The sequence below is a fragment of the Salinibacterium sp. genome, from assembly GCF_031364185.1.
GTDB lineage: Bacteria > Actinomycetota > Actinomycetes > Actinomycetales > Microbacteriaceae > Rhodoglobus.
Genome location: NZ_JANLVV010000104.1, coordinates 1 through 20,084 on the forward strand (window position 1 = coordinate 1; position 20,084 = coordinate 20,084).

Here is a 20,084-nt window from a genome sequence, read left to right on the forward strand (position 1 = left end):
GTACGGCCTGCGCAAGGGATACCGAGGTCGATTCGGGATGTATCTTCCGCCGCTACTCGAACTACTCGGTACGGCCGAACTCACCCACGACGCCCGCAACAACAGCATGCGAGCAATCTAGACATGTGAGTAATCTAGGCATTTGAATAAACCAGGCATGTGAGCAACCTAGGCAAGCGCATACATCGCCACGGCAGCGGTCGCGGCGACATTCAGCGAATCTATGCCGTGCGCCATGGTGATCGTCACCACAGTGTCGGCCGCAGCGAGAGCGTCCGGAGTGAGCCCATCCCCCTCCGCGCCAAGCACGAGGGCGACTCGCTCGGGTGCCGTGGCAGCAAACTCACGCAGCGGCACCGCATCATCGCGGAGGGCGAGGGCCGCGATGTGGAACCCCGCGAGCTGCGTCCGCGCGTCGCCCCACGGCCCGATGCGGGTCCAGGGAACCTGCAGCACCGTGCCCATCGAGACCCGGATCGCCCGGCGATAGAACGGATCCGAGCAGCGCTGGGTCACCAGGACCGCGTCGGCACCGATGCCCGCCACCGACCGGAAAATCGCACCAACGTTGGTCGGGTCCGCGATGTTCTCGAGAATGACCACCCGCCGCGCATTCTTGAGCAGTTCGTCGACTCTCGGCAGCGGTGGCCGGTACAGCGACGCGATGAGCCCGCGATGAAGCAGGTATCCGGTGAGCTGCTCGAGTAACTCCGGGGGACCGGAGAACACCGGCACGTCGTCACCCACCAGCGCGACGGCCTCGGCGACGCTCCCCCCGAGCGCGAGCACCGATCGCGGCCGGTGACCGGCTCGCAGCGCGCGCTCGAGCACGAGAGCCGACTCGGCGATGTACAGGCCGAGCCCCGTGCCCCCGGCTTTTTTGAGCGCGACATCCGTCTGGTGCGAATAATCAGCGAGACGTGGATCGTCGAGATCGGTGATCGGAATGACCGGCATCTCAGTCTCGCCCGGGCATGTCGACCAGCGCCGACCCGACCACGGTGGCTCCGCTCGCGGCGAGTCGCTTGAGCGCAGCCGCACTCGACGTTGATGAAACCCCGGCCACGAGGTCGCTGAGAACCCGCACTCGCCGGCCGGCGGCGATCGCATCAAGAGCTGACGCCAGCACGCAGTAGTCCGTGGCAATGCCGGCCACGTCGATGTCGGTGACTCGAAGTCGGTTGAGCGCATCCGGAACCGATTCGCCCTCCTCTGTGATGCACTCGAAAATCGAGTACGCGGGAGCGCCTTGGCCCTTGCGCACGTGGATCACTCGAGCGGGAAGTTCAAGGGCCGGATGGTATTCGGCCCCGGCCGTGTGCGCGACACAGTGCACCGGCCAGGTGTCGACAAAATCCGGAACATCGCTGAAGTGCCCGCCGTTGTCGTTGCCCATGTCGTGCCAGTCTCGCGACGCGAACACCTGGTCGTAGCGGTCAGAATGCTCCCGCACGAGTCGCGCGACACCGACGGCGACCGCACCACCGCCATCCACCCCCAGGGATCCGCCCTCGGTGAAATCGTTCTGCACGTCGATGATGAACAGTGCCGTGCTCACGTGCGCCACCCCGCTCCGGTCAGTTGTTGCTCAGGTTGTTGCCGCAGGCATAGACCGCCGTCGTGAGGGCGTCGAGGGCCTCGCGAGTGTCATAGGTGATGGCCTCGCCCAGGCCGTAGAACGCGAAACTGAGGAGGGTTCCGTCGGCTGCGGTCAGCACGCCGGCTAGCGAACGCTCCCGAAATATCCATCCGGATTTGGCCCGGACCGCCTCGCCCGCCACCGCATTATCGCCGGTGAACCGGTCGGCCAGATCGCCGGTCGCGCCACCCCTGGGCAACCCGTCCAGCACCACGTCGAGCCCCTTTTCGCCAGCGTTTAGCTTCACCGTCAGCTGCGCCACGAACAGGGGCGGCACACCGTTATTGGCGCTCTCACCGGACCCGTCCTTGATGATCAGCGCGTCCGTGCCCGTCATGGACAGCGTTGCCATGGCGCCGGAGATGGACTTCTGCAGAGAGGCCGACGTGCCGCCGCCGCCCTGTTTGAGGGAGACCGCACGGGCCAGCATTTCGGCGAGAGCATTATCGCTGCTCATCAGCATCTGGCTGATGAGCGTCGACGCAGGCTGGGATGTGACGGTAGCGAGAACAGTCGTGCCTGTCGCCGGCGCCCTGCTGAAGGTCACCCCGGTCAGGCCAGCCGCGGTGGCAAACGCCTGCCCGGCTCTCGCGATCGGGTCGTCCCCGCGCGCACTGATCAACTGCGTCGCATCTGCTCGATCACCGTCGACCATGAGCGCGGTGATGAAGGGGAGATAGCCCTCGGTGCGCTCGGATGTGGGCCACGACGAATCCCACTTATCCTCGGGATCCCAGAGGGAGGCATCGAGGACGATGCTGGTGACCGGCACTCCGGGGTGGGCGATCGCGTACTTGGCCATGGCGGCGGTCGCCAGGTCAGATATCAACGGCGCGCCGGCATACACGCTGTCTCGAGTCGTCGACAGCGTCGGGTCGCCGCCCCCGACGAGCACGATCGATCCTGGGGTCGTCCCGTCGAGAACCTTCGTCGACAGTGTCGCTTGTGGTCCGAGCGTCGCGATCGTCGCTGCCGCCGTCACCAGCTGCAGTGCTCCCGCCGGGCTCTGCGGCGACGCCCCTCCGCGATCGAAGAGCGTTTCGCCGGTCTTGACGTTGATCACGGATGCCGCAAGATTGCCCAGCAACGGATCAACCGCGGCGGCTCCGACGGTACAGGTGCGGAGTCGGCTCGCTGGCGGCAGCCCCTCGGGTATGAGCCGCGCGGCGTCCGCAGTGGCCACGCCAGTCGGAGTGACTACCGCAACGGTCGGCGCCTGCGACAGTGAGGCGCCGAAGTAAACCGCGCCGGTGCCCAGAATGACGAACACTATCGCGAGTGCGGTGACCAGCCATACGGTGGGATGCTTCGCCAGGAGTGCCCGCATTCCCCCGGCCGCCGGTGCCCAGGACTGCTGCGTGTCACTCACACGGCAATGATACCGAGGGCGCCTGGTGAATGCCGCGGCTTAGCAGGTGGTCCAGCGTGCTGCCGATCGCGTGAAGGAGTATGGCTCGTCAATACCGCCGTGGGTCAGGGCGAAGGCAATACACACCCCCGCAATGCTGGTGCCCGGGCGGTACAGTGAGGCGCGATGCGAGCTTGAATTCCACCACTTCTGCGCCACGGTTGCGCCAGTGTTTCCCGATCCGCCCGCGAGATTGCCGTCGCAACCGGTGCTGGGAACGCCGTCAATACGCACGGAGCCGATGTGCCCCCAGGCGTCAAGCACACTGGGGCTCGGCGACTCTGCCATCCAGAACAGTCGCGCCTCCATGCAGGAGTTATAGCGAAAATTGCCGTAGGGAATCGGGTCTAGGCAATTCGCGATCCGGATCGCGTTGTATTTGTAGGCAAAAGAGGCGAGGTCGTTCGAAGTAGTACCCGCCACTCCCCCGGCTGAGGTTATTCCCGGTGCCAGACCAACCGTTCCGCTGGCGACTGTGGGGCAAGCTTGGCCCTGCGGGCCGACCAGGGTAGCGATGGTCGCACCAGCTCTCGTGGTCTTGGCGATGATCACCCGCGGTGCTGCGACGACACGTGGTGCTGTCGGAACTGTGACCGGCGAAAGAGACGGCGCAGCCGAAATCGCGGCAGTCGCACTGGACCCGCCGAATCCCGAACCGCCGGCACCGACGAACGGAGACGTGAGAACGAGACCGGCGGCTAAGACCGACGTCAGAATAAAAAGCTTTTTCATAATGTGTATCCCCCTGTAGCACGATGGCACGATCCCCACGGTCGAGTGCCTTGGGGGTAAAGCTATGGCCTGCCGGACGCCGGTGGCAAGCGGCAGGGTACAGAACCTGCGGTTTCACCCTCTTTTTGGGGGCATCCCGCTGGTCAGGCCCGTTCATTGCGGGGTACGGCATCCGCAAGTCCAACCGACCGCAGCCTCCTGCCGAAGGACGCTACGTTTCCTTCACCCGGCACGAGGGCGAAGGGTGCGACGAGATGGTAGCGATTCAGCAGCCGGTCCAGCGCGCTGCCGATCGCGTGAAGGAGTACGGCTCGTCGATACCACCGTGAGTCATCGCAAAAGCGATGCACGCTCCGTCAACCCCGCTGTCGGGTCGATACAGCGAGAGTCGATGGTCGTACGAGTCCCACCATTTCTGGGCCACGGTCGCGCCGGAATTGTCTGAGCCACCGGCCAGGTTGCCGTCGCATCCGGCGCTCGGAACCCCATCTGCCCGCACAGAGCCCATGTGGCCCCAGGCATCAAGTGGGTCGGCGCTCGGTGACTCCGCCATCCAGAACAGTCGTTCCTCCATGCAGGAGTCATAGTAGAAGTTGCCGTAGGGAATTGGCTGCAGGCAATTCGCCACCCTGATCCCGTTGTATTGGTATGCGAACGACGCGAGGTCATCTGACGTTGTCCCTGCGACGCCTTGAGCGGAGGAGTACCCGGGAGCGCCGCCGACGCCGCCGCCAGCATCCCCGGGGCAACCCTGCGGCTCAGGAGCAGCCTGCGCCGCCGCCTGGGATTCGCCTTCCGCACCAGCACCCGCCGCGCCGGCGGCAGGCACATCCGCAGCGGCCACCGCGGCCGGTTTGGGCGCGGGCTGTTTCGGTACACGTCCTGAACTACGACCTAAGAATTTAGTCATTGCGGGCTTCGCCTCGAGAAAGGAATTTCCCGTCGGCCCATCGATTGCCGCGATAGTTGTTCGCTGATCGGAGGAGTCCGATGCCGGTATCGAGCTGAATGGTTGACCGTACAGGCCGACGTCTGCTGCAGCGGAGCTATCGAGCCCGGTGGCCCTGCCGCCCACAACCGCGAGAACAACGACTGTGACGGCGACGGCCGTAGTCAGGAATGCAGATTTCTTCATGGCGTGTACCCCCGTACGCAGTGGCGCAATCCCCACGATCGTGCGCCTTCGAGAACGTTATAAGCGCCAGGATGCTGTGGCAACCCATCAGGGGACATTTCTCACCCGGGATCCCCCGAACTGGGGGCGACTTTGTGCGTACGTGTCCACCGAAAGGGGGACATAACCCGCGAGTCTGGCGAAAGGATCGGAGCCGCCTAAGAGAATCGAACTCTTGACCTTCTCATTACGAGTGAGATGCTCTACCGACTGAGCTAAGGCGGCGGGCCCAGGTATCCGAGGCACAGGATGAGAGCTTATCCGAGTTTCATGCGGTCGACGACGCGAACAGGTTTCTCAGTTCGTCGAACGACTGCGTGAGCCGCTCTGAGAGTTGCGAGGGCGATTCCCCATCAGCCCAGCAGGTCCACGCGTGCCGCATTGCGGCAAACGACACAAGAGTGATGAGCCGTGACTTTTCGGCGAGGTGACGGACGTCGACAGCCAACGTCGGGTCATCGATCAGCAGACGGCGGGCCACCACCGCGGCGACCTCCTCCTCGAAGCGGCGCATCGTGGCCATGCGCATGGCGAAAAGCTGCGGATACTGTTTCAGGAGGGCATGCCTCCGGTGGAACATCTCGATGTCATTCGTGGAACCTTCGGTGGCCCTGATGAGAAGGCGGTTGATACCAGCGAGTAGTCCGCCGGAGGTGCCCGCGTTTACGAACTCCTCGACGGCGCTGCGGGAGGGCAGTTCGGGCGGATCACCCATCAAGGCCTCTTCTTTGGATGCGAAGTAGTTGAAAAAGGTGCGAGGAGAGACGTCGGCAACCCGGCTGGCTTCGTCCACGGTCACGCCGTCGAGACCGCGCTCCGCCACCAGTTCGAGCACCGCCAGTTGGATGGCCCTTCGGGTCGCGAGACGCTTGCGTTCGCGCAGGCCCGGCGCCGCGGCATCCATCGTCATGGCTCTATTCTTGCACGCTGTGCAATTTTGCGCCGTCGCGACGTTGAAGTGGATTCAATACCGGGTCTCAACAACACCGGGTCTCATCAACACCGGGGGTCATCAACACCGGGGGTCGGATGTCGGCACCGTGCCCGACACGAAATAGTCGTCAACAGCGGAATCCACACAGGCATTGCCCTTGTTGTAGGCCGTGTGCCCCTCACCATCGAACGTCACCAGGTGAGCGCTCTCGAGCTGTTTGCTGAGTGCCACGCCCCACTCGTACGGTGTCGCGGGGTCGCCTGTCGTTGACACGATGAGCACATCCGCCGCGCCAGCGCCCGTCAGCTCGGTGATCGGAGTGCCGATGTACTGATAGGGCCAGTTAATGCAGGTCAAATCCCCGACCGGGGGCGAAGATCGGTATGTCGTCGGCGACGCCGCCTGGAGTTCGACCTCCTGCTGGGCGAGCACAGCGGGGTCGGTTTCGGCAGGGTAGTCGACGCAGTAGATCGCGAGGAACGCCTCGAGCGAGTTGTCGGTGTATGTGCCGTCAGTATCACGCGAGTAGTAGAAGTCGGCGAGGAAGAAGGCGGTCTCGGTGGCTCCATTCTCGGCCTCCGAGAACAAATCATTCAGATACTGCCACGAATCCTGCGAATACAGGGCCGCGCTCATCGCGATGTCGAGGACGCCGGCATCCATCATCCGGCCATCGGGAGCGGCAACCGGGTTGGCGTCATACCGATCGTAAAGGGCCCGGATGCTCACCAGTGCTGCATCGACACCGTCAGTGAACGGGCAGTCGTCGAATAAGTCAGGACAGGCTGCCAGGTAGTTCTCGAGCGCCAGCTGGAAGCCCTTCGACTGCACAAGCCCGACCTGGAACACCGAGATCGAGGAATCAGTGGCGCCATCCAGCACGATGCGCCCAACCTTCGACGGGAAGTTCTCGATGTAATACGAGCCGATGTCGCTGCCGTATGAATACCCCAGGTAGTTCAGGGTCGTGTCACCCACGATGGCCCGCAACATGTCGAGATCGTGAACCGTGCTCTGGGTGTCGACGAACTGGAGCACGGGGCCGGTGTTCTTCAGGCAGGCCTGGCCAAAGTCGACGGCGGATTTTGTCACCTCGGTCAGCCACTCGGCGCTTCCCTCCGGCGCGGTGGGGAGGCCGAAGATGAACTGATCGAGACCTGCGTCGTCGTAGCAGGTTACCGGGGTGGAGCGCCCTACCCCTCGCGGATCCCAGCCGATGACATCGAAGTCCTGCTGCAACGCCGAACTCACGGCGAAGTCGACATCATCATGGACGAGGTCGTACCCGGAGGCGCCCGGCCCTCCGGGGTTGACGAACAACGAGCCTTTCGCCGTGCCCTTCGCGGCGTGGCGGGCCAACGCCAGCGTGATGTCCGTCTCCCTCGACGGGTTGGACCAGTCCATCGGCGCAATTGCCGTCGCGCACTGCGCCCCGTCGTCACAGTCCGTCCAGTTGAGCACCTGTTCGTAGTACGGTGCCAGCTCGGCCGCTACGGCCTCCCCCGTGGGTGTCGAGGTCGCGGACTGCAAGGCCTGTGGGCCGAAGAAGCAGCCGCTCAGAAGCAGCAGAGGGAGCACAGTCAGTGCGCCAGCGCGAACGGCTACTTTTCCGCGACGGGCCGTAGATCGGGAGGATGCTGAGGTCACATCGAGATACTAACGGGCGCGGCCGACGAGGCGGGAATCAGCATTTCGGATCTGCCGATGGGACCGTGCCGGCGATCAGGAAATCATCGACAGCGTTGTTCACGCAGTCATTCGACTTGTTGTACGCGGTGTGCCCCTCACCGTCATAGGTAACAAGATGACCGTTCTCGAGCGTCGCCGCCACCGTCTGAGCCCACGAGTACGGGGTTGCCGGGTCGTTGGTCGTGCCGACCACGATGATGTCGGCCGAGCCGGGCGCGACGATGGGAGTGCGATCCCGTTTCGACGGAACCGGCCAGTTCGGGCATCCCGTGCCACCCCATGACATTTGTGGGCCGAACACCGGGGCGAGCCTGGTTAGTTCGGCCGCTTCGGAACGCATCTGCGTGATGTCGCCATCACCGTGCGCGTCGAGGCAGTTGATGCTGATGAAGGCCTCGGTCTGATTTCCCGCATAAGATCCGTCGGGGTCACGCCCGTTGTAGGTGTCAGCAAGCTCAAAGGCGTAGCTCGCATCTCCGGTGAAGACCGTCGCGAACAGCTGTCGGAGTGAGCCCCAGTTGTCGGCGTTGTACAGCGGCAGGATGATCGCGGTAAACATCGCGCCGCTGCCGAGTTGCCGGCCATCGGCGTTCGCGATCGGGCTGGCGTCGAGGGCGTCGAGCAGTGCGCGAATCGTCGTCAGCGAAGCATCCACCGATCCGGAGAACGGGCAGTCTTTCTGCGAGCGGCAATCCTCCAGGAAGGCCTTCAGCGCGCTCTCGAAACCCTGCGCCTGCGTTGCGGTGCCCTCGAAATCGTCCGACGCCGGGTCAACAGCGCCATCCAGAACCAGCCGACCGGTCTTTGTCGGGAACAGCTCCGCATACACCTGGCCGAGCAGCGTGCCGTAGGAGTATCCGAGATAGTTGAGCTTCTCGTCGCCCAGGATCGCCCGGAGCATGTCGAGGTCGCGCGCCGCACTCGGAGTGTCGACATGGCCCAGTAGCGGCCCTGTGAGCTCGAGGCAGCGCTCACCGAACTTCGCGGTCGTCGCATTGGCGGCAGCGATCCACCCATCCGAACCGGGGGCGCCGGGCAGAATGTCGTAGATGAAGGCATCAAGCTCTGACGGGTCGCTGTAACAGGTCACCGGCGTTGATCGGTTCACGCCGCGGGGGTCGAAGCCGACGATGTCAAAGCTCGATTGCAGCCTCTCGTCGGTCGCGTAGTCGACAGTATCTTTGACGAAATCGAACCCGGATCCGCCGGGCCCTCCTGGGTTCACGAGCAACGATCCGAGAGCAGTTCCGGATGTCGCGGGCTGGCGAACGAGCGAGAGGTTGATCGCGTCGCCCCCCGGGTCGCTCCAGTCCAGCGGAGCCTCTGCGGTGGCACACTGCATCCCGCCATCACAGTTCGACCACGTCAGCACCTGGGTGTAGAACGGTTCGAGCCCCGGGGCCACATCCTCCGCTGTCGGAGTCGACGTCGAGCCCGCCGAGGGTGGCAGGAACCATGACACGCAGCCGCTCAGGGGCACCAGTACGATCATCGCCAGTGCCACGGCGGTAACGGCCCGTCGCGTCATGCTCTGCTCCTGCGGATGGCGGTGATGAGCATGGCCTCGAGGGCGAGTGCGGGTGGCACGTTACTCTCGATGCGTTCGCGGGCCGTGGCGATAGCATCCATCGTCGCCAGCGTATCCACGGCGGTGCACGAGATGCTCGCGGCCTGCATGCGGTCGAGAATACGCACATTGATCAGCTCCCCCGGGGCGCCGAGCTGAAGCAGCAGAATGTCGCGGTAAAGGGTGAGCAGATCGACCATGATGCGGTCGATGCCATCGCGCAGGCTACGGGTGGCGCGACGTTTCTGGTCGTCATCCAGATTTCTGAGCTGGCTTCTCAGCGCTGGCGGGATGGTGCCGCCGGGCTCGATGCCTAGTGACCGGAGCGCCGAATCACGCTCGTCAGAATCCCGCTGCTCGGTAATAGCGACGGCGTCCGCCTTCGCCAGCTCGAGCAGCGAGGAAGCCGCCATCACCGCGCCCGACACTGAACGAATTCCGAGCGCGAGATCGAGAGTGCGTTCTCGACGTTCCCGCGCGTCGGCGTTGGTGGCCAGCCGGTGCGCCATCCCGATGTGTGACTGGGCCTCTCGGGCCGCGCGGGTCGCGGTCGCGGCATCCACTCCGTCCCGGCGTTGCAGGAGCTCGGCAACATCGGCGACATCCGGAACCCGCAGCCGCACGGTGCGCACGCGCGATCGGATCGTCGGGATCAGGTCTGCCTCGCTCGGCGCACAGAGGATCCAGACCGTGCGCGGCGGAGGTTCTTCCAGTGCCTTCAGCAACACGTTCGACGTGCGTTCGGCCATGCGGTCGGCATCTTCGATGACCATCACACGGTACCGGCCGACGGACGGTGAGAACTGCGAGGTTGCGACCAGTGCGCGCACCTCCTCGATGGCGATGATCACCCGCTCGGTACTGAGCACGCCGAGATCGGGATGGGTGCGCGCGGCTACCTGTCGCGCGGCTGCGGCATCACCCTCGGGAGTGCCGGGGCTGAGAAGGGCCGCGGCGAAGGCATAGGCGAGGTTGGAGCGGCCAGACCCGGGCGGTCCCGTGATGAGCCAGGAGTGCGTCATCGACGAATTACCCGAGCCGCCGATCGCTGACGCGGATGCCGCTGCCTCGACGATCGCAATCGCGTCGGCCTGCCCCGTCAGTTCGTCCCAGACTGCCATCCGCCCAGCCTAGGTGGTGCGCCCGACAGCCTGGCCTACCCGGGCGTCGCTGGAGGCCGGCGTCGAGGATGGTCACACCCCCACTGCGGGTCCCGACTCAACCACGTCGCTGCCGGGCGCTGCGAGCGATCCGAGCCCGGGATGGCATCGAGATCGCCACTTCTGCTGGGTCTGCTGACGAAAGGGCAGCAAAAGTGGCGTTCTCGATGGGCGGGAGGCTCGGCGGGAGATACTGCGCGGGCATGGCAGTGTCAGGAACTGCTGAGTCAGGTCGTGAGCAGCGACTCGACCCGGGCGCGGATGGCACCGGCGATGGTCTCGACGGTGTCGCGCGCATCCAACACAAGGAATCGACCCGGCTCGGCCGCGGCCAGCTCCAGGTAGCCGGCACGCACCCGGCCGTGGAAGTCGTTCGCCTCGGCCTCGAGGCGGTCATACCGGGTGCGAGAATCGGCGAGGCGATCCTTGCCCGCGGCCTCGTGGAGGTCAAGCAGCACGGTGAGGTCCGGCAGCATTCCCTCGGTGGCCCAGAGCGAGATCTCGCGCACCTCGTCACCGCCGAGAACCCGACCGGCGCCCTGATACGCAACGGAGGAGTCGAGATAGCGATCCTGCACCACGATCTCCCCCCGCAACAGTGCCGGGCGCACTTTCGTTGCGATGTTGTGGGCGCGGTCCGCGGCATAGATCAGTGCCTCCGCGCGCGGCGCGATGTCACCGCGACGGTGCAGCACGATCTCGCGCAACTCAAGCCCGAGTTCAGTTCCGCCCGGCTCTCGCGAGACAATCACGGTATACCCGGCCTTCTCCAGCCAGCGCACCAGGATGTCCGACTGGGTGGATTTGCCCGACCCATCACCGCCCTCAAGGGTGATGAACAGCCCGGCCATTACTCCGACTTCGCGGCGGCTGCGGCGCGGGGGGCTGCCGGCTTCGCGGCAGCGGGCTTCTTCACTGCGGGCTTCTTGGCCACCGGTTTCTTCGCCACCGGTTTCTTGGCAGCGGGCTTCTTGGCCACGGCTTTCTTCGCTGCCGGCTTCGTGGCCGGCCCCTTGGCCCTCTTATCGGCAAGCAGTTGCACGGCGCGCTCAAAGTCGATGTCGTCGATATCTTCCCCGCGCGGGATGGTGGCGTTGGTCGTCCCGTCGGTGACATAGGCACCAAAGCGGCCATCCTTGATCCTGATCGGCTTCTCGCTCACCGGGTCAACGTCAAATTCCTTCAGGGCACTGGATGCAGCGCGCCCGCCGTACTTCGGCTGTGCATACAACTCGAGCGCCCCGGCGAGGTCGATCTCGAAGATCTGGTCTTCGGAAATGAGCGACCTCGTGTCGGCCCCTCGTTTCAAGTAGGCGCCGAAGCGACCGTTCTGCGACAGGATCTCGACTCCTGACTCGGGGTCCACGCCGACCACGCGCGGCAACGACAGCAGGGCCAGGGCGGTGTCAAGATCGACGGTGGCCAGATCCATTGAGGAGAAGATGGATGCGGTTCTCGGCTTGACGACCGCGACCTTCTTCGCTTTCTTCTCCTTCAGCTCACCCGTTTTCTTGTCGAGCACAAACTCAGCCTCAACGGGGGGCAGTTCGGGCTCGAGCTCGGTGACGTACGGCCCGAACCGCCCGTCCTTCGCCACGATCTGCTTGCCGTTGTCGGGGTTGAGGCCAATCACGCGGTCGCCCACCACCGGAGCGTCGATCAGCTCCCGGGCCTTCGCCGCTGTCAATTCGTCGGGCGCCAGCTCTTGCGGGATGTTCACCCGGCGCGGCGTCTCGGGGTTGTCGCCCGGCGCCTCCAGGTAGGGGCCGTACTTTCCGATGCGCAGGGTCACGTCATCCGCGATGGCGATCGAGTTGATCTCCCGTGCGTCAATCTCGCCCATGTTGTCAATCACCGTGCGAAGCCCGCGGTGCTTCTCGCTGCCGAAATAGAATCCGGTGAGCCACTCGACTCGGTCGGCTTCGCCGCCGGCGATGCGGTCTAGATCATCCTCCATGCCCGCGGTGAAGTCGTACTGCACCAGGTCGGCGAAGTACTCCTCGAGAAGTCGCACCACCGAGAAGGCAATCCAGTTGGGCACCAGGGCCTGACCGCGAGGGGTCACGTATCCGCGGTCGATGATCGTCGAGATGATGGACGCGTAGGTCGATGGGCGCCCGATCCCGAGCTCTTCGAGCGTCTTGACGAGGCTGGCCTCGGTATAGCGCGGCGGAGCCGAGGTCTCGTGCCCCTTGGCCTCGACTTCGACAAGGGTGAGCGACTGGCCTTCGGTGAGCGGGGGCAGCTTTGCCTCCGTCGGCTCTGCCGCCTCGTTGCGCACCTCGTCGTGACCCTCCTCATAGGCGTGCAGGAAGCCCCGGAAGGTGATGATAGTGCCGGTGGCGACGAACTCTGCCATCGACCCCGTTGGAGTCGGGCCGGCGCCGATGGTGATGGATGCCGTCGACCCTTTCGCATCCGCCATCTGCGAGGCGACCGTGCGCTTCCAGATCAGGTCGTACAGCTTGAAGTCGTTGCCGCGCAGCGCAGAAGCCACCTCGCTCGGCGTGCGGAAGGTGTCTCCGGAAGGACGAATTGCCTCGTGGGCCTCCTGGGCGTTCTTACTTTTACCCGAGTACACACGCGGCTTATCGGGAACGGTCTCGGCCCCGTAGAGCTTTCTGGCCTGGTTGCGCGCCGCATCGATCGCCTGCTGCGACAGCGTGGGCGAATCCGTACGCATGTAGGTGATGTAGCCGTTTTCATACAGAGACTGCGCCACGCTCATGGTCTGTCGTGCCGAAAAGCGAAGCTTCCGACCGGCCTCTTGCTGCAGCGTCGACGTGGTGAAGGGGGCGGCCGGGCGTCGAGTGTATGGCTTTGACTCGACACTCGTGACCGTGATCGGGACACTCGGGTCGCGTAGGGCTTCGGCAAGAGACTGGGCGGTCTGCTCATCCACGACGACCGAGTCGCCCTTGAGCTTGCCCTTATCGTCGAAGTCGCGCCCGGCGGCGATGCGTTTGCCGTCGAGCCGCACGAGCCTCGACTCGAACTGCTGCGGAGCCGCCTGGGGCGTGAACTGCGCGATCAGGTCCCAGTAGCCTGCGGTGACGAAGGCGAGTCTCTCGCGTTCGCGATCCACCACCAGGCGAGTCGCAGCGGACTGCACTCGACCGGCAGAGAGACCGGGGCCGACTTTGCGCCACAGCACTGGAGAGATCTCGTAGCCATAGAGGCGATCCAGGATGCGGCGGGTCTCCTGTGCGTCGACCAGTGCGGTGTCGAGTTCGCGGGTGTTCTCGGTGGCATGTTTGATCGCCTCTTTGGTGATCTCGTGGAACACCATCCGCTTGACCGGGACCTTGGGCTTCAAAACCTGCAGGAGGTGCCACGCGATGGCTTCACCCTCCCGGTCTTCATCAGTCGCGAGGAAAAGTTCGTCTGCACCGGCCAGCGCTCGCTTCAGATCGGCAACCGTTTTCTTCTTCGCGTCGGAGACCACGTAGTACGGCTCGAACCTGTTCTCGACGTCGACCGAGAACTTACCGAGCGAGCCCTTCTTCAGCTCCGGCGGCAGATTCTTGGGCTCAATGAGGTCGCGGATATGACCGACCGATGATTGAACCTCATAGCCATCGCCCAGGTACTGGGCGATCGTCTTTGCCTTGGTCGGCGACTCGACGATGACGAGTTTCTTCGTGCCCGGCACGGTACTCCTTGGGTTCAGACGAAAGAAAGGGCGGGACAGCCGCCATCAGCGCCACCATACACACACCAACCGCCTACTCACCTAATCCACCCCGGCACCGACAGGCCCCGCGGTCGCCACTGCCGTCACCGCAATCCCCAGCACCGCCCGACTTGCCGTCACGGTGACGACCAGCCCGTCCACAACACAGGCGGTGATCATTGCCCCGTTCGCAGCCGCCACGGTGGACGCCGCGTCACAGGGGAAGCCCGGAAGCAGTCCCACGGCGGTGTCGGCCGCGGCGAGCGCCGACGCATCCGCCGCACCGGCAACCGACCGCCGTGCAGCGAACCCCGCATACACGGGAAGAACCACCATGGTGAGCGCCACTACCGACCCGATAATGGCGACGGTGAGGATGGATCCCGCGCCGTCATCCGATGCCAGGCTCGATGGCGACCCGCCGCTCACTTTCCACCGCCGAGCGCACAGCCGGACGCGGTCAGGGTGATGCCAAGCAGCGTTCCCACTGCGGCGGATGACCTCACGGTCAGGGTTACGCAGTCCACGTCGCCGTCGGAGCGCTCGGAGACCGTCGCGCCCGGCATCAGCCGCGCGGCCGTGGCGGAGGCCGAGTCGCCCCGTGTCAGCGAGCGCGCGGCGGCGGAGGCTGCATCCTGCAGTCGCAGTTACTGCCCTGCCACCTGGAGGCCAGACAAACAGCAGGCGAGCACCAGGATGACCGCCGGCAGCGTGACCGCGAACTCCGCGGTCACACTGCCGCGGTTGTCGAGCAGTCGCCGGCGATCGCGCGCCGGCGGCGTCATCCCGGAATCGACAGCGCCGTGCGGATGATGTCGGTCAGCATGCCGCGAACCTCATCCGAGCGCATGATGACGACCAGCAACCCCGCAAACCCGACCGCCGCCATGGTCGCAATCGCGTATTCCGCGGTCGCCGCGCCACTCTCGTCCGTCAGCAGTTTTCGACCTGCCACACCAAGTTTCTTCACGATCTTTCCTCTCCTGCCCGAGCACATCGAGTCTTGCCCGGAGGGTCGCCGTGGTGAGAGGGCTGGAGCCGATTGGTGCAGAAGAGAGTGACGAAGCCGATGTGGACGAGAAGTGGGAGGTTACTTTGTCGCAGACCCGTAGCTGACGTATTTCCATGACCGAGGCACCAGGCGATTGGCAACGTGGCGATCGAACGAGGCCAGCTTGCGGCGCCGTGACTCGGTGTTTCCGAACAGGGCAAAAACGCCAGTGGTGTGGGTCTCGACGCTCGAGAATCCGCTCAACAGCGACGTCATCTGGGCGAGGGACAGGTAATGCCACGACGTTCCGCGAAGCCGGTACGCAATCGCCCGCGCCAGTCGATGAAATATCGTGCCGCGGATGTTTTCGGCGAACAGCAGGAGCCCGCCTGGCTTCAGTGACCTGAGAATCTGGGCCATCGCCTCACCCTGCAGCGACCCCACGCCGCCCAGCACCGACTTGAAGATCACCACGTCGAAATGGTTCTCGTACGGCACGGCGGTGACATCGATGTCGCGGTACTCGATCTGGGCAGAGACCCCGTACTCGTGGTGAAGCGGCGAGGCCATGGCTGCCGTATTCGCCAGGTTCGAACACACGACGGTGTGACCCCTCAGCGCAAGCCATAGCGACGGCCCACCCGGTCCGGCGCCGATTTCGAGGCACCGTAGCGGTGTCGCGGTTGGCGGCAGAGCGCGCTCCCAGAATTCGACCGCGGCCGACCACGTGCGCACATCCCACCCGAGGACATCCTTCATCAGGGCGTCGTTCGCCGTCATCGGTGCTGCATTATCGATATCGTCTCATCACTATCTCAGGCTCGCTGTCGCCTGCCGGTGCAGCCACAGTATCGTGACGAGGGCGATCGGTCAGAAGGAACCCACCGTCGACGAGATGACAGTCACCAGCAGGGGAAACACGCCCAGCACCATGAATGCGGGAAGGATGCACAGCCCCAACGGCAGCATCAACCGCACTGCCAGCGCTGCGGCCTGCTCCTGGGCATCGGCTCTGGCGACCCGTCGCTGCTCGTCAGCTTCACTGCGCAGCAACTCAGCGGCGGGCACCCCGGCGCTCCTGGAGAGCGCCAGCACCTCGTCTACTCCGTCGATCGTCGGCAGCCCGAACCGTCTGACCGCATCGTCGAGCACGACCCGAGCACGATCCAAAGACCCTCCACCGCTCACGGCGATCGCCATCAGGTCGCACCCGATCCCCGGAGCTGCCTCCTTCGGTGTGGCTTTGACAACCAGGCTCCTGTTCCAACGCTGGGCGGCGCCGATCAGCGCGACGCCAATCGCCAGGCAGCCCCATCCGATTGGCGTTGTGAACAGGGTTGCGAGGGTGTTAAACCCGAGGGCCATGCCGAACAACACTCCCACCGCGGGTAAAACCATCACCATTCTGGCGGTCGCGACGGGCGCCGCGAGCGCCACCCTGGCATCCCGTTGCGACTGGGCGAGGTCTCGCAGCGACCGCGAGTATTCGCGAAGGCAGGGAGCGAGTGGCGCTCCCGCCTGCGTCGCCACCGACCACGCGGCGGCAAGACCCCGCCAGGCGCCCGTCTCGATGGGATCGAGGCCCACCGCGGCATGGACCACGGCATCGGCGATAGCGGCGTCGCCCTCACTCGCTACCGTCACGGCGATGGCTGATCCCGTGGACACCGCCACGTGCTGCCAGGCTGAGGCCGGTGTCACCCCGGCTGCCAGCAACACGGCCAGTCGTTGGGTGACCGTCGCGACCTCGGCCAGGGTTTCCGGGCGCTGGCGCCTGCGCCGACGCACCGCGATCATGTCGACTCCGTCACGACGAGTCGATCACGATGATCAAGCGAGAACTCGCCGATCTGCACCAGCCGCCTCACACCGTCACTGCGCTCGATGTGAAGCACGGAACCGATCGCGCTCACCGCCTGCCGAGCGACCGCGGTGGAGCTGAGGTCGGCGAGCGCGCCCAACGCCTCAAGGCGCGCTGGCACATCGTCGAGGGAGTTCGCGTGCAGGGTTCCGGCACCACCATCGTGTCCGGTGTTCAGGGCGCCGAGCAGCTCGCGAATTTCGGCGCCACGACATTCGCCGAGCACGAGTCGGTCCGGGCGCATCCGCAGGGCCTCACGCAGCAGGCGGGCAAGCCCCAGCCCACCCGCCCCCTCAAGGTTTGCCTGCCGAGCTTCCAGAGCCACGAAATGTGGATGCCGCACCCGAAGTTCGGCGACATCTTCGATCGCCACAATCCGCTCGGTGGCGGCGGCCTCCCCCAGCAGTGCCGACAGCAGTGTGGTCTTACCGCTGCCACCCGCACCGGTGATGAGCAGGTTCTGGCGGGTAGCCACGAGCGACCTCACGACGGACGACGGAACGGTGCTGAAGAACCCCGCTCGCTCAAGATCGTCGAGAGAAAAGGGCTGCTGGTGAGGAATGCGGATCGAGAGCAGTGTGCCCTGCGGCGAGATAGGGGCGAGCACCGCATGCACCCGGATGCCGTCGTGCAGCCTGGTGTCGACGCACGGGTTCGCTTCATCGATGTGCCGACCGCCGAGGCCCACGAGTCTGATCGCAAGATCACGAAGCTCGGTCTCGAGAAAACCCAGGGATGCCTGCCTCTCGAGCCCGGTTCCGCGATCGACCCAAACCTCTCGCGCACCGTTGACGAACACATCGGTCACCGACGGGTCGGCGAGCAGCACCGCGAGCGGGCCGAAGTCACCTGTGCCGGAGCGTACGGCGGCGGCGGGCGGCGCGCCCGGACGCAGGGCAACGAACGGGGCTATCGGGGGTTCGGCAGGCATTCCTGCACGGTAGACGACCACAGCGTGGCATCTCGCACGAAATGAAGACCGGCGGCAGCCTCATCGCCAGTCCTCCTGTGGAGGAGTGGTCGCCTCGAGTAGCACCACCGCGTCTTCGAGCCAGAGAGGTCTGAAATTAGGCTTGAGAGGGGCGGCGCCCATTGGGGGGAACGGGCGCCGCCACGGCAACGCTGGATTGGGGGGAATCACTGGCGCTGCCAGCCAAATGTGACTTTGGCTGCCCCAGTGTACCGCACCATGACGAACGTGCAATGAGAGTTTGGGTAGGATCAAGAAGTTCACCTGTACACACAGTTCGCGGTTCCTGGCAGGCCGCGAGATCGACGAGGATCTGATGTCCACTAATTCGATTGACAGCCTGCTCCACGAAACCCGACGCTTTCCACCGAGTGCCGAATTCGCCGCATCCACGGTCGCGAGCGCCGCTCTGTACGACGAGGCCAGGCAGGACAGGCCCGCGTTCTGGGCCGATAAAGCCCGGGAGTTGTTGCACTGGCACACGCCATTCACCGAGACGCTCGACTGGTCGAACCCTCCCTTTGCGCGCTGGTTCGGTGACGGCACACTGAATGTCGCATACAACTGCCTCGACAGGCATGTTGTTGCCGGTAACGGCGACCGGGTCGCCATCCACTGGGAGGGTGAACCCGGCGACAGCCGCAGCCTGACCTACTCCGAGCTGACCGCCGAGGTGAAGCGCGCCGCGAACGCCCTTGCCAGCCTGGGAATCGGCCAGGGTGACCGGGTCGCCGTATACATGCCGGTCATCCCCGAAGCCGTGATCGCCATGCTGGCCATCGCGAGGCTCGGGGCCGTGCACTCCGTCGTGTTCGGCGGATTTAGCTCGGAGAGCCTCCGAAGCCGCATCGATGACGCCGGCGCAAAGCTCGTCATCACGGCAGACGGTGGATGGCGCAAGGGCACAGTTTTTCCGCTGAAAGCCGCCGTCGACGGGGCGCTGGAGAACGGCACATCCACTGTCACCAACGTCATGGTGGTGAGGCGTGGCAACAACGTGGTCGACTGGACCGAGGGGCGCGACCTCTGGTGGCACGACGAGCTTGCCAAGGCCGACCCGGAGCACGAAGCGCAGGGATTCGAGGCCGAGAACCCGCTATTCGTGCTGTACACCTCCGGCACCACGGGCAAGCCAAAGGGCATCCTCCACACGAGCGGTGGCTACCTCACCCAGGTCGCTTTCACCCATAAGAACGTGTTCGACCTGCACCCCGAAACAGATGTGTACTGGTGCACGGCCGATGTGGGCTGGATCACTGGCCACAGCTACGTCGTGTACGGTCCGCTCGCCAACGGCGCAACCCAGGTCATGTACGAAGGCACTCCCGACACCCCGCACCAGGGTCGCTGGTGGGAGATCATCGAGAAATACGGGGTGTCGATCTTCTACACGGCACCGACCGCGATCCGGTCGTTCATGAAGCTGGGCAGGCAGATCCCGCAGGGCTTCGATCTCAGCTCGATCCGCGTTCTTGGATCGGTGGGCGAGCCCATCAACCCCGAGGCGTGGATCTGGTATCGCGACATCATCGGCGGTGGCAGCGCTCCGGTGGTCGACACCTGGTGGCAGACCGAAACCGGTGGCATCATGATCTCCGCGCTGCCCGGCCTCACCACGCTGAAGCCGGGTTCGGCCCAGGTGCCCATCCCCGGAATCAAGATCGACATCCTCGGCGAGGACGGCACCCGAGTCGACCCACCGCAGGGTGGACTGCTCGTGGTGTCTGAACCCTGGCCCGGGATGCTCCGTGGCATCTGGGGGGATCCGGAGCGCTTTAAAGAGACCTACTGGTCGCGATTCTCGACCGATGGCGACTGGAAGTATTTCGCCGGCGACGGCGCGCACGTCGACTCCGACGGAGACATCGTGCTGCTGGGCCGAGTCGATGACGTGATGAATGTGTCAGGCCACCGCCTCTCCACGCAGGAAATCGAGTCAGCGCTGGTCTCGCACCACATGGTCGCCGAGGCAGCCGTGGTCGGCGCAGCCGACGAGGCGACGGGGCAGGCGGTGGTTGCCTTCGTGATCATCAAGTCGAACCAGGCCGGCGCGCACACCGCGGCTGAGGCATCCACCCTGCTGCGCGCCCACGTAGCCCAGCAGATCGGTGCCATCGCGCGCCCACGGCAGGTGTTCATCGTCTCAGAGCTGCCGAAGACCCGTTCCGGAAAAATCATGCGCCGCCTGCTGCAGGATGTCGCCGAGGGGCGCGACATCGGCGACACCACAACACTGGCTGACACCTCGGTGATGCAAATCATCTCGGACAAACTGAAGTAGCGCGT

19 protein-coding genes and 1 tRNA gene are annotated in these 20,084 nt (G+C 64.8%); 2 read left to right on the forward strand and 18 right to left on the reverse strand.

Features of this window, described 5'->3' with window-relative positions; translation table 11 throughout:
* The first annotated feature begins 7 nt into the window (after positions 1-7).
* A complete protein-coding gene (locus RMN95_RS17110; RefSeq protein ID WP_397545249.1) occupies positions 8-121 on the forward strand; it encodes a DUF6855 family protein in 114 nt (37 codons plus the stop codon).
* 47 nt (positions 122-168) lie between these two features.
* On the opposite strand, the gene RMN95_RS04925 is transcribed toward RMN95_RS17110, so the two are convergent.
* The 18 genes from RMN95_RS04925 to RMN95_RS05010 all read right to left on the reverse strand — a co-directional run bounded on the left by RMN95_RS04925 (position 169) and on the right by RMN95_RS05010 (position 17,759).
* The gene (locus RMN95_RS04925) at positions 169-957 is read right to left on the reverse strand and encodes an RNA methyltransferase (protein WP_309615839.1); all 789 of its coding nucleotides are present in this window, start codon (positions 955-957) and stop codon (positions 169-171) included.
* Between the two features lies 1 nt (position 958).
* Positions 959-1,558, reverse strand: a complete 600-nt coding sequence (locus tag RMN95_RS04930; RefSeq protein ID WP_309615840.1) for an isochorismatase family protein — start codon at positions 1,556-1,558, stop codon at positions 959-961.
* Positions 1,559-1,577: 19 nt separating this feature from the next.
* Positions 1,578-3,008, reverse strand: coding sequence for a D-alanyl-D-alanine carboxypeptidase (locus RMN95_RS04935; RefSeq protein WP_309615841.1), 1,431 nt, complete (start codon positions 3,006-3,008; stop codon positions 1,578-1,580).
* Between the two features lie 39 nt (positions 3,009-3,047).
* The gene (locus RMN95_RS04940; RefSeq protein ID WP_309615842.1) at positions 3,048-3,779 is read right to left on the reverse strand and encodes a hypothetical protein; all 732 of its coding nucleotides are present in this window, start codon (positions 3,777-3,779) and stop codon (positions 3,048-3,050) included.
* Positions 3,780-4,044: 265 nt separating this feature from the next.
* On the reverse strand, positions 4,045-4,914 hold the full coding sequence (locus RMN95_RS04945) for a hypothetical protein (protein ID WP_309615843.1): 870 nt from the start codon (positions 4,912-4,914) through the stop codon (positions 4,045-4,047).
* A 191-nt stretch (positions 4,915-5,105) separates the two neighbouring features.
* Positions 5,106-5,178 (reverse strand) — tRNA-Thr (locus tag RMN95_RS04950).
* Positions 5,179-5,221: 43 nt separating this feature from the next.
* Positions 5,222-5,863: a helix-turn-helix domain-containing protein gene (locus tag RMN95_RS04955; protein ID WP_309615844.1), complete on the reverse strand. Its 642-nt coding sequence runs from the start codon at positions 5,861-5,863 to the stop codon at positions 5,222-5,224.
* Between the two features lie 102 nt (positions 5,864-5,965).
* A complete protein-coding gene (locus RMN95_RS04960) occupies positions 5,966-7,534 on the reverse strand; it encodes an alpha/beta hydrolase (protein WP_309615845.1) in 1,569 nt (522 codons plus the stop codon).
* A gap of 37 nt (positions 7,535-7,571) precedes the next feature.
* Positions 7,572-9,104, reverse strand: coding sequence for an alpha/beta hydrolase (locus RMN95_RS04965; RefSeq protein WP_309615846.1), 1,533 nt, complete (start codon positions 9,102-9,104; stop codon positions 7,572-7,574).
* On the reverse strand, positions 9,101-10,264 hold the full coding sequence (locus tag RMN95_RS04970) for a DNA polymerase III subunit delta' (protein ID WP_309615847.1): 1,164 nt from the start codon (positions 10,262-10,264) through the stop codon (positions 9,101-9,103). The genes RMN95_RS04965 and RMN95_RS04970 overlap by 4 nt, the downstream gene beginning before the upstream one ends.
* A 266-nt stretch (positions 10,265-10,530) precedes the next feature.
* The gene (tmk, locus tag RMN95_RS04975) at positions 10,531-11,154 is read right to left on the reverse strand and encodes a dTMP kinase (protein ID WP_309615848.1); all 624 of its coding nucleotides are present in this window, start codon (positions 11,152-11,154) and stop codon (positions 10,531-10,533) included.
* Positions 11,154-13,955: a type I DNA topoisomerase gene (topA, locus tag RMN95_RS04980; RefSeq protein ID WP_309615849.1), complete on the reverse strand. Its 2,802-nt coding sequence runs from the start codon at positions 13,953-13,955 to the stop codon at positions 11,154-11,156. The genes tmk and topA overlap by 1 nt, the downstream gene beginning before the upstream one ends.
* A gap of 81 nt (positions 13,956-14,036) precedes the next feature.
* Positions 14,037-14,405 carry an Rv3654c family TadE-like protein gene (locus tag RMN95_RS04985; protein ID WP_309615850.1) on the reverse strand — a complete coding sequence of 123 codons (369 nt, stop codon included), beginning with the start codon at positions 14,403-14,405 and terminating at the stop codon, positions 14,037-14,039.
* 218 nt (positions 14,406-14,623) lie between these two features.
* Positions 14,624-14,761: a hypothetical protein gene (locus tag RMN95_RS04990; RefSeq protein WP_309615851.1), complete on the reverse strand. Its 138-nt coding sequence runs from the start codon at positions 14,759-14,761 to the stop codon at positions 14,624-14,626.
* Positions 14,758-14,946 (reverse strand): DUF4244 domain-containing protein, encoded by a 189-nt coding sequence (locus tag RMN95_RS04995; RefSeq protein WP_309615852.1) that lies wholly within the window; start codon positions 14,944-14,946, stop codon positions 14,758-14,760. Before RMN95_RS04995 ends, RMN95_RS04990 begins: the two co-directional genes overlap by 4 nt.
* Positions 14,947-15,066: 120 nt before the next feature.
* Positions 15,067-15,747, reverse strand: a complete 681-nt coding sequence (locus RMN95_RS05000; protein ID WP_309615853.1) for a class I SAM-dependent methyltransferase — start codon at positions 15,745-15,747, stop codon at positions 15,067-15,069.
* Positions 15,748-15,837: 90 nt separating this feature from the next.
* Positions 15,838-16,764 carry a type II secretion system F family protein gene (locus RMN95_RS05005; RefSeq protein WP_309615854.1) on the reverse strand — a complete coding sequence of 309 codons (927 nt, stop codon included), beginning with the start codon at positions 16,762-16,764 and terminating at the stop codon, positions 15,838-15,840.
* Positions 16,761-17,759, reverse strand: coding sequence for a TadA family conjugal transfer-associated ATPase (locus RMN95_RS05010; protein ID WP_309615855.1), 999 nt, complete (start codon positions 17,757-17,759; stop codon positions 16,761-16,763). The genes RMN95_RS05005 and RMN95_RS05010 overlap by 4 nt, the downstream gene beginning before the upstream one ends.
* A gap of 355 nt (positions 17,760-18,114) precedes the next feature.
* On the opposite strand from RMN95_RS05010, the gene acs reads away from it, so the two are divergent.
* Positions 18,115-20,079: an acetate--CoA ligase gene (acs, locus tag RMN95_RS05015; protein WP_309615856.1), complete on the forward strand. Its 1,965-nt coding sequence runs from the start codon at positions 18,115-18,117 to the stop codon at positions 20,077-20,079.
* Positions 20,080-20,084: the final 5 nt, after the last annotated feature.

What these genes read in the sequence shown, in the direction of transcription:
- RMN95_RS04925 (WP_309615839.1), bottom strand. Translation starts at nt 957, where the DNA reads ATGCCGGTCATTCCGATCACCGATCTCGACGATCCACGTCTCGCTGAT.
- RMN95_RS04940 (WP_309615842.1), bottom strand. Translation starts at nt 3,779, where the DNA reads ATGAAAAAGCTTTTTATTCTGACGTCGGTCTTAGCCGCCGGTCTCGTT.
- RMN95_RS04945 (WP_309615843.1), bottom strand. Translation starts at nt 4,914, where the DNA reads ATGAAGAAATCTGCATTCCTGACTACGGCCGTCGCCGTCACAGTCGTT.
- RMN95_RS04955 (WP_309615844.1), bottom strand. Translation starts at nt 5,863, where the DNA reads ATGACGATGGATGCCGCGGCGCCGGGCCTGCGCGAACGCAAGCGTCTC.
- RMN95_RS04965 (WP_309615846.1), bottom strand. Translation starts at nt 9,104, where the DNA reads ATGACGCGACGGGCCGTTACCGCCGTGGCACTGGCGATGATCGTACTG.
- RMN95_RS04970 (WP_309615847.1), bottom strand. Translation starts at nt 10,264, where the DNA reads ATGGCAGTCTGGGACGAACTGACGGGGCAGGCCGACGCGATTGCGATC.
- tmk (WP_309615848.1), bottom strand. Translation starts at nt 11,154, where the DNA reads ATGGCCGGGCTGTTCATCACCCTTGAGGGCGGTGATGGGTCGGGCAAA.
- RMN95_RS04990 (WP_309615851.1), bottom strand. Translation starts at nt 14,761, where the DNA reads ATGACGCCGCCGGCGCGCGATCGCCGGCGACTGCTCGACAACCGCGGC.
- RMN95_RS05000 (WP_309615853.1), bottom strand. Translation starts at nt 15,747, where the DNA reads ATGACGGCGAACGACGCCCTGATGAAGGATGTCCTCGGGTGGGATGTG.
- RMN95_RS05005 (WP_309615854.1), bottom strand. Translation starts at nt 16,764, where the DNA reads ATGATCGCGGTGCGTCGGCGCAGGCGCCAGCGCCCGGAAACCCTGGCC.
- RMN95_RS05010 (WP_309615855.1), bottom strand. Translation starts at nt 17,759, where the DNA reads ATGCCTGCCGAACCCCCGATAGCCCCGTTCGTTGCCCTGCGTCCGGGC.
- acs (WP_309615856.1), top strand. Translation starts at nt 18,115, where the DNA reads ATGTCCACTAATTCGATTGACAGCCTGCTCCACGAAACCCGACGCTTT.